The 1,097-nt window shown below is 75.4% G+C and carries 1 protein-coding gene; it reads right to left on the reverse strand.

The window, feature by feature from the left end; all coding sequences use genetic code 11:
• Positions 1–68: 68 nt before the first annotated feature.
• Positions 69–1,097, reverse strand: a 1,029-nt coding sequence (locus FV230_RS28610; RefSeq protein WP_147844763.1) for an aminotransferase class I/II-fold pyridoxal phosphate-dependent enzyme, incomplete at its 5' end; no start/stop codon positions are given.

Genomic DNA, 1,097 nt, shown 5'->3' on the forward strand with positions numbered 1-1,097 from the left:
GCGCTGGCCGCCGCCTCGGTCGCGGACGCCGCCGTCCTGGCGGCCTGACCGGGGCGTCCGCGCCGCGCTCACGCCAGCCAGGTTCGCAGGCGCCGCACCGCTTCCCGGCACTCGGCCTCCGAGCCGGCGAAGGAGAACCGGACGTGGTGGTGGCCGGCCTCCCGGTCGAAGTCGAGGCCGGGGGTGGCCGCCACGCCGGCCTCGTCGAGCATCCGCCGGCAGAAGGCGGAGGCGTCGTTGGTGAGGTGGGCCACGTCCGCGTAGAGGTAGAACGCGCCGTCGACCGGATGCGTCCGCCCGAGGCCGAGGCCCGGGAACGCGTCGAGCAGGATCGCGCGGTTGCGGGCGTAGCCGTCGCGCACCGCGTCGAGTTCCTCGGTGGCGTCGAAGGCGGCGAGCGCGGCGACCTGCGAGAGGGTGGGCGCCGAGATGTAGAGGTGCTGCGCCAGCCGCTCGATCGGGCGCACGAGGGCGTCGGGCACCACCATCCAGCCGACGCGCCAGCCGGTCATGCAGTGGTACTTCGAGAACGAGTTGATCACGATCGCGTCCGGGTCGAACCGCAGGGCGGTCGTCGTCGGCACGCCGTAGCCGAGCCCGTGGTAGATCTCGTCGGAGACGAAGGGCAGGCCGAGCGCCCGCGCCGCTGCGCACAGCTCCGCCAGCGCCGCCTCGCCGATCACCGTGCCGGAGGGGTTGGCCGGGCTCATCACCAGAACGCCCGAGAGGGCGTGCGCGGCATGGGTCTCCCGCAGCAGCGCGGCGGTGGGGGCGTAGCGGTCGGCCGCGCGGAGCCGCATCGGCACCGGCACCAGGTCGAGGGCCGCGAGGATGTTGTGATAGGCCGGGTAGCCCGGCTGGGGCACGCCGACGCGGGCGCCGGCGTCGAACAGGCTCAGGAACGCCAGGATGAAGCCGGCCGACGAGCCGGTGGTGACCACGACCCGCTCCGGCGCCACCGCGACGCCGTAACGCTCGCGGTAGTCCCGCGCGATGCGCGCGCGCAGCTCCGGCATCCCCAGGGCCTCGGTGTAGGGCACGCGGCCGCCCTCGAGCGCGCGTTGCGCGGCGGCGATCACCGCCCGCGGCGCCGGCGC

Source organism: Methylobacterium sp. WL6 (genome assembly GCF_008040095.1).
In the GTDB taxonomy this organism is placed as follows: Bacteria; Pseudomonadota; Alphaproteobacteria; order Rhizobiales; family Beijerinckiaceae; genus Methylobacterium.